Source organism: Bartonella sp. AC62GZZY (genome assembly GCF_042196525.1).
Lineage (GTDB): Bacteria > Pseudomonadota > Alphaproteobacteria > Rhizobiales > Rhizobiaceae > Bartonella.
Map to the genome: position 1 here is coordinate 1 of NZ_JBHIQN010000072.1, position 688 is coordinate 688.

Below are 688 nucleotides of genomic sequence, written 5' to 3' on the forward strand. Positions count from 1 at the left end.
TCTGTGCTTGATGCGATTTCATCATGAAGATATGGGGGCTGTTGTTTTGTGATGATATCCGCATAAAAAAAGGCAATGGGAACATCCAAGATATCAGAAATTCTCTTTAATCGTCCTGCACTGACACGATTTAAGCCGTTTTCATATTTCTGGATTTGTTGGAAAGTGACACCTAAGTGCTGACCTAATGTTTTTTGAGACATCTTCAACATTTTTCGTCTCAAACGAATTTTTTTGCCAATGAAAATGTCGTTATCAAGATCTCTGGTTTGCATTTTAAAGCCCCCCGCCGGTCGCGAGCGCCCTCGCATGAGTATTCCGGGAGCTTGAAAGTACTGAAATCTAATCAGCTTTTTTTGCTTTTAGTGCTTAAAACACCTGGACATAGCAAAAACTCCCGGAATTCCGGGATACCCACAAAGTGGGGTAAATTCATGTTTAGATTTTCGGGCTTTCAAGACCCTCTTGGTCGTTGCGTATGCGACCAAAACATCTTTTAATTCATAAAGTAATTTCAGGAAATTTACAATAAAAATTAAAATAGTGTCTCTTAACGTGTCGTTTCTTAAAACAGAGAGGTGGCATATTTTGCCTTCAAGCAATAAAGTATTCACAAAGGGGGATTATGAATAGCGCATGCTATCGCGTGATATTAGCTTGCATTCTCATCAGAGATCAGCTGTAAAAA

Annotated in this window: 1 protein-coding gene; it reads right to left on the bottom strand. The window is 39.0% G+C overall.

From position 1 onward, the window contains the following. Nucleotides 1-311: helix-turn-helix domain-containing protein (locus tag ACFIML_RS09215; protein ID WP_375688031.1), on the bottom strand; the 311-nt coding region annotated here is incomplete at its 3' end. Nucleotides 312-688: the final 377 nt, after the last annotated feature.